The sequence below is a fragment of the Pedobacter sp. genome, from assembly GCF_035566355.1.
GTDB lineage: Bacteria > Bacteroidota > Bacteroidia > Sphingobacteriales > Sphingobacteriaceae > Pedobacter.
In genome coordinates, this window is record NZ_DATMRL010000509.1 from 1 (window position 1) to 7,296 (window position 7,296).

Sequence of the window (7,296 nt, forward strand, 5' to 3'; positions counted from 1 at the left end):
GAACAAGCTGATGGTACCAGCTGGATGGCCATGTATGCCTTAAATATGATGCATATATCGCTTGAACTGGCCTTACATAACCCGGTGTATGAAGATATGGCGACTAAGTTCTTCGAACATTTCCTTTATATCGCAGGGGCCATCATGAACATCATGGGCCCGGATGACACGGGTTTATGGGACCAGGAAGATGAGTTTTTCTATGATGAATTGTCCCTGGACAGTCAAAGATCAGTAAAATTGAAACTCAGGAGCATGGTTGGCCTTATCCCATTATTTGCAGTAGAAGTGATCAAGGACGACACCCTGAAAAAGTTACCTGGCTTTGCTGCCAGGATGCAATGGTTCCTCGAACACCGGCCCGAACTGGCGTCCCTGGTTTCCCGCTGGACGGAAAAAGGTACCGACGACAAACACTTGTTAAGTTTACTCAGGGGGCACAGGATGAAACGGATTCTGTACCGGATGTTGAATGAAACTGAATTTCTAAGTGAATTTGGAATTCGGAGCTTGTCTAAAAGTTACGAAGAAAATCCTTATGTCTTTCAGGCTGGAAAGGAGCAGTTCATTGTAAAATATGTTCCAGGCGAAAGTGACAGCGGTATGTTTGGCGGCAACAGCAATTGGCGGGGTCCAATATGGATGCCAGTCAACTATCTCATCATCCAGAGCTTACTCCGCTTTCATGATTATTACAGTGACGATTTTAAAATAGAATACCCAACTGGTTCGGGCAATTTACTTTCCCTGCAGGAAATCGCCATGAAACTTGGCGAAAGATTAATCCATATTTTTAAATCGGATGGTCAAGGCAGGCGTGCTTGCTTTGGAGAGAATGAAAAATTCCAGACGGACCCTTATTTTAAAGATTATCTATTGTTTAATGAATATTTTCACGGAGACTGCGGCAAGGGATTGGGAGCTTCCCATCAAACCGGCTGGACCGCATTAGTAGCCAATTTGATCCGGAACCACCAAGTCACAGAAAGGTAATACATTAAATACTAGTTACTTCTAAAATATTTTTTTTGTACCATTGCAGAATAGCTTAAATTAGACAAACTTAAAATACGACCATCTGAAGACACGCTTACTTAAAAAATAACATTTAGATTCATAGCAGAAAATGTGAGGGTACCTATGAGAAAATACTTTTTAGAACAAGCCGGATTCATATTAATTTTATTCGCGTTTATTTTTATCAGCTGGACACCAGCAACCATCAAAAAGCACTATGCTGCAAACAGTGAACCAAACGACACTTTATACAGCACTTATATTCAGGATCTTTACCAGAGCGCACAGTTGGCTCAAAGCGGCTTAGCCCTGAATGTCTTTGAAAAAGCCGTCACAGGTTTTTATAATCTTAAAAACGCAGGTAAACTATCTGGTGAAAAATCTATTTTAAGCATCGCTGATTTTGACCAAAGCTCTACAAAAAAGAGACTATGGATTGTAGACCTTGACAAAAAGACACTTCTTCTAAACACCTGGGTAGCACATGGTGAGCGCAGCGGAACTGATCAGGCCACACATTTTTCTAACCGCAGCGAATCTCTGGAAAGCAGCATTGGATTTTATGTTACAGGAGAAATGTACCATGGCAAGCATGGTATTTCTTTAAAACTTGATGGCATGGATGAAGGTTTTAATTCTAATGCACGCAAAAGAGCCATTGTTGTCCACGGTGCAGACTATGTAAGTCAGGAAACAATTGATGCCCTTGGAAGACTTGGACGGAGCCAGGGATGCCCTGCCGTTCCTGCAGATCTTGCTCCTGCTATTATTCATGCTATGGAAGGGAAAACGGTACTCTTTATCAATGTAAACGATCAGCAGTATACATCTAAATACCTTGACGAACATGCGGCGGCTGTACTGGCCAGCAATTCCGCACAAAAAACGAATGTTTTAGACACGGTTTAACTATATTTATTTTCATCAATATGCGCTGCATATGTACAGTTTGTTTCGGAAGAGCATTGAAAAGCACATTCATCTTACAGATGCTGAATTTGAGCAGTTCTGTACACCTTTTTACCTCCAACAAGTAAAGAAGCAACCAATGCTGCTTCGTGCAGATGAGGTCTGCAAGTGCAAAGACATTAGCCCAAATCTCTTCCTTTTGTCAGATTTTAAACATAAACAATAATAATCTATAGATTTAGTAGTATTTAATTACCTTTGCGCCATGAAAGTCTTAAACCTTTCATGGCTTATTATTTTATTAAAACTGACTTTATGTATTTGATTCTACTTTCTATGATGCCGAACACACTTTCTCCTCTAGCCAACAAGAAGACCAATTCGAATTGTTGTATGCAAAGCTGTCCCAGCTAATCTAATTCTTTAACTAATTATTTCTTAATTATTGTCTTACAGCATATTGATATGCTAAAGGAATTCTATTGCCTAAATTTTTAACATTCAATTAAATGAACCCATCGTGGCAACACATGATCGCTTCATCAACATTAAAAACAAATATCACAATGAAAATCAGCTTATCAGTATTCTTATTACTGCTTATTTTTCAGTTCAGCTATGCCCAGCAAAGTATCGGCATAGCTGGAAAAGTAACTGAAAACGGAACCGGCCTTCCCCTGCCTGGTGTTAGCATTTATATTAAAGGAACTAAACAAGGCACAACGACAGATCAGTCCGGGGCCTATCATCTGAATCTTCCTGAAGGTCAGAAAACTCTCGTATTCTCTTATCTCGGCTACGAAACTAAAGAACTTCTGGCTGAAGGAAACACGCTGAACGTGAGTCTGGCCAATTCTCCAAATTCTTTAAATGAAGTAGTCGTAGTGGCTTATGGAACTGCTAAACGGGCCAATTATGTTGGCTCGGTATCACAAATTAAAAGTGAACAACTGGAAAACCGTCAGGTCAGCAACATCAGCAGCGCCCTTCAGGGAATCGCTCCGGGTGTGCAGGCCACCTCTCAAAGTGGCCAGCCTGGTACAACAGCGACCATCAGGATCAGGGGTATCGGATCTATTAATGCTTCAAGCGACCCACTGTATGTTGTTGATGGTAATCCATTTTCTGGCGACATTGGCTCCATCAATGTGAATGATATTTCTTCGGTCAGCATTCTTAAAGATGCGGCTTCCAGTGCCTTATATGGATCAAGGGGTGCAAACGGAGTGATTATTATCACTACTAAATCCGGAAAGAATTCTGCAGAGCCACAGATCAGTGCTAATTTTACCGAAGGACTATCCAACAGAGCGGTGAAGGATTACGAGCAAATGAACACAGACCAATACTTTGAAAGTTATTGGCTGGCGCTTAAAAACAAACAACTCACCAATGGCTTAACGGATGCTCAGGCACGTGCAACAGCCAGTAAAAACATACTAACCGACCTTGGTATAAATCCTTACGGTTCAAATTATCCTAATCCGGTGGGTATTGATGGCAAAATAGTACCAGGTGCTGTTCCTTTATGGAATGACAGCTGGCAAAAAGCCATGCAGCAAACTGCTTTGAGAACGCAGGGTGACCTGAGTTTTAGCGGAGGGAGTGAAAAAAGCCAATATTACATCTCCGGCGGATATCTAAATGATAAAGGAATTGCTTTAGGATCAGGCTTCAAACGCTACAATGCAAGAGTCAATCTAACTACACAGGCAAAAAAATGGCTTAAAGCAGGTTTGAACATTTCTGCTTCAAACTCCAAGCAAGACTATCCAATGTCTGAAGACAGCAATACGGCCAATGTGATCAATTTTGCCCGATCCATTCCAAGCTTCTACCCAGTCTATCAACGCAATGATGATGGGTCGTACAAATTAGATGGCGCAGGCAATAGAATCTTTGATTTTGGTGCTTACCGTCCAAATGCAGCGATTCCTAGAAGCAATCTGGCCGCGACTGTAGATTTGGATAAGAATCAGATCTTCAAAGACAATGTGTCTGCGAGAACTTTTCTTGAAGCCACTATTCTCCCGGAACTGAAGTTCAAAACAACCTACAGCGGAGATTACACCAATACAAATGAGAACTATTATGCCAACCCATTGTTGGGTGAGAGCGCAGAGATCAAAGGTTCTGTAGATAGAACGGTTACCAGGACTTACTCTTATACCTGGAACAACATCCTGACCTATGAAAAAACCTTTGATCAGGATCACCATTTAAGCTTACTGGCTGGCCAGGAAATCTATAAGTACAACTCAAAAATAATGTCTGGAAGCAGACAAGGCTTCGTACTACCAGGCTTATATGAACCAGACGCAGCCTCACAACTGAACAGCTTTGGCGGCTATGCACTGGATTATACCCTGCTGAGTTTCCTGGGGAGGGCTGAATACGATTATCAAAACAAATACTTGTTGTCTGCATCCATCAGAAGTGATGGTTCTTCCAGATTCTCACCGCAAAGCAGATGGGGCACATTTTGGTCTTTTGGTGGTTCCTGGAGAGCCTCCAAAGAAGATTTCCTAAAAGACACTTCTTGGTTGAGTAATCTAACCTTAAGAACCAGTTATGGTGCACAGGGTAACGACAATATCGGGGTTTACTATGCATATGATAATTTATACGACATCAGGAACAACCTTGGCGAAAATGGTTTGGTAACCAAACGTCTGGCTACCCCGGATTTGAAATGGGAAACCAATTTGAATCTAAATGTAGGTCTGGATTTTGGGCTCTTTAGAGATCGCATTAGTGGTACTGTGGAGTATTTTAACAGGAGGTCCAAAGATTTACTGTTTAGCAAGCCTATGGCGACCTCAACAGGTTTCACCTCTATAGATGCCAATATCGGCGCTTTAAAAAACACAGGTATCGAAGTACAGATCAATGCCATTCCTGTAATTACACCTGATTTCAGATGGGCTGTGAGTTTAAACGCTACACATTATAAAAATACCATTACTGATCTTCCACAAAACAACCTGATTTCTGGAAACAAAATGCTGCGTATAGGAGGTTCAATATATGATTTTTACCTTCGGGAATGGGCTGGCGTTGATCCGGCAAATGGAAATCCGCTCTGGTACACCACCAATAGTAATGGTCAGAAAGTGACCACCAGTGACTATAGCAAAGCAACTCAATACGTACAGGACAGCTCACTGCCTACTCTTACCGGTGGTTTTACAAATACATTTACTTACAAACAGTTTGAACTTTCTGCTTTATTGTCTTACAGCATTGGCGGAAAAATCCTCGACAACGATTATGTTTCCTTAATGCAAAACGGAAGCAATCCGGGAGCAGCATGGTCTGTAGAAATGCTCAACCACTGGACACCTGAAAACCCTAATACGAACGTTCCACGCTTAACCACAGACAATCTTGGGTGGACACAGGCCTCCACACGTTTCTTGTACAGCGCCACTTACGCGCGTTTAAAAAATGTGAACCTGAGCTATAGACTCCCTAAATCGGTTTCCAATAAGATCGGTATCGATAACCTGAAATTTTTCCTGACCGGAGAGAACCTGCTTACTTTCTATGGGCATAAAGGTATGGATCCGGAACAGACTATTCAGGGCGCTACTTATTACCGTTACCCAGCCATCCGTACCTACTCTGCCGGTGTGAATTTAACTTTTTAATGGATCTTAATTTTATAAAATGAAACTCAACATACTTACCCCTTTACTGCTTTCCGCCCTTTTAGTAAGCGTTAGCAGTTGCAAGAAGGAACTCACCACTACACCTACCACTGCCGTTTCTGCAAGTTTGATCTACGGTGATGTAGACAATATTGAAACGGTTTTGAACGGTACCTGGGCCTATATGAACGATACCTATTTCACTTACGCCAATCCAGGATACAGCACTATTCTGAGAACCAGTGATGCGATGGGCGACGATGTAGCGATCATTACCAATAAATACGGCTATAGAGATGCCTATCAGTTTACCCTGTCTACCAACCAAACCCGCTTAAATGCGATCTGGACCATCATGTACAAGGTCATTGACAATTGCAACAACATCATCACTAAAATAGACGCAGCAAGTGGATCAGCAGAGAAAAAGGCACAGGTAAAAGGACAGGCTCTTGCACTCAGAGCAAACAGCTATTTAAACCTGGCTACGTATTACCAGTTCTCCTACCTTAAGGACCCTCAGGCTAAAGCTGTACCGATTTATACTAGCCCAACAGAAGCCAATACGCAGGGTAAACCAAAATCTACTTTAGAAGAGGTTTATAAATTGATTACTGCAGACCTGAGCCAGGCAGAAACTTTACTGGCCAGCTATTCCAGACCTGTGAAATATAAAATCAATATTGATGTAGTGCACGGATTGCAGGCCCGGACCTATTTGAATATGGGCAATTGGGCACTGGCTGCTGAAAAAGCAGCGGCTGCGAGAAAAAACTATACCTATATGACGGCTGCTGCCTATTACAATGGCTTTAACGATTTAACAAATGAGGAGTGGATTTGGGGACATGGTCAAAAACCCGACCAGAGCACAGAGAGCTATACCTTTAACTTTCTGGATGTAAGCTCCTCTTCTTCTTACTATTATAGTTTCATGGCTGATCCTAACTTCAAATTGTTGTTTGATCAAAATGACATCAGAACTAAATTGTTTTCCTGGGATGGTTTGCCTAGCCGGGAGGGTTATCTTCGGTATGCTAAATTTAAGTTCCGTGCTGATCAAACTGGGGATATTGTGCTGATGCGCTCTTCCGAAATGACCCTTATTCAGGCAGAGGGCCTGGCCAGGAATTCCGATTTGCAAGGGGCTGTACAGTACTTGAATGAACTGAGAAGTGCAAGAAATGCTGATTTATTTGTTTTGGGATCAAAAACCAAGGAAGATGTGATTGCAGCTATCCTGGTGGAGAGAAGAAAGGAATTGTGGGGCGAAGGCTTTGCCTTGTCTGATATCTTAAGGACTCAATCTGCATTGGTACGACTTCCTTACAACGACACTAATGGCAACCCTATACAGGTTGTCGTGACTACGCCTGATGGAAGTACCAAAACTGTTGGAGCTAAACAGCACACTACACTTAAATTCCCGGATGGAACAGCATTTAAACCAAATAGCCCTTACTATTTGTTTAACATTCCTCAATCTGAGTTGAATACCAATCCTAACATCAATAAATAGAAGTTTAATAACAATCTGTAAAAGGCTGGATCACTAAATCGTGATCTGGCCTTTTTTTATAAATAAAGGAAGGTGGGTGAATTGTTCGAAAAATTCTGTACAGCTGCTTCAAGACTAACGATATCAGGCGGCTGAAGAAGCCGCAGATCTCTGAGGTCTTTCCGCAGCGTACGAGAATTTTTCGTAGCAAATTGCAGAGGA

At 41.9% G+C, this 7,296-nt stretch carries 3 protein-coding genes and 1 pseudogene; all 4 read left to right on the forward strand.

Translation table 11 applies throughout. The annotated features are described in order from the left end of the window. Window positions 1–993: pseudogene (locus VNZ46_RS19770) on the forward strand (glucosidase); the annotation flags it as partial. A 147-nt stretch (window positions 994–1,140) separates the two neighbouring features. Continuing rightward, window positions 1,141–1,926, forward strand: coding sequence for a murein L,D-transpeptidase catalytic domain family protein (locus tag VNZ46_RS19775; RefSeq protein WP_325561843.1), 786 nt, complete (start codon window positions 1,141–1,143; stop codon window positions 1,924–1,926). Between the two features lie 566 nt (window positions 1,927–2,492). Next, entirely contained in the window at window positions 2,493–5,576 is a 3,084-nt protein-coding gene (locus VNZ46_RS19780) for a TonB-dependent receptor (protein WP_325561845.1), read from the forward strand. 19 nt (window positions 5,577–5,595) lie between these two features. Further along, window positions 5,596–7,095 (forward strand): RagB/SusD family nutrient uptake outer membrane protein, encoded by a 1,500-nt coding sequence (locus tag VNZ46_RS19785; RefSeq protein WP_325561847.1) that lies wholly within the window; start codon window positions 5,596–5,598, stop codon window positions 7,093–7,095. The last annotated feature ends 201 nt before the right edge of the window (window positions 7,096–7,296 follow it).

What these genes read in the sequence shown, in the direction of transcription:
- VNZ46_RS19780 (WP_325561845.1), top strand. Translation starts at nt 2,493, where the DNA reads ATGAAAATCAGCTTATCAGTATTCTTATTACTGCTTATTTTTCAGTTC.
- VNZ46_RS19775 (WP_325561843.1), top strand. Translation starts at nt 1,141, where the DNA reads ATGAGAAAATACTTTTTAGAACAAGCCGGATTCATATTAATTTTATTC.
- VNZ46_RS19785 (WP_325561847.1), top strand. Translation starts at nt 5,596, where the DNA reads ATGAAACTCAACATACTTACCCCTTTACTGCTTTCCGCCCTTTTAGTA.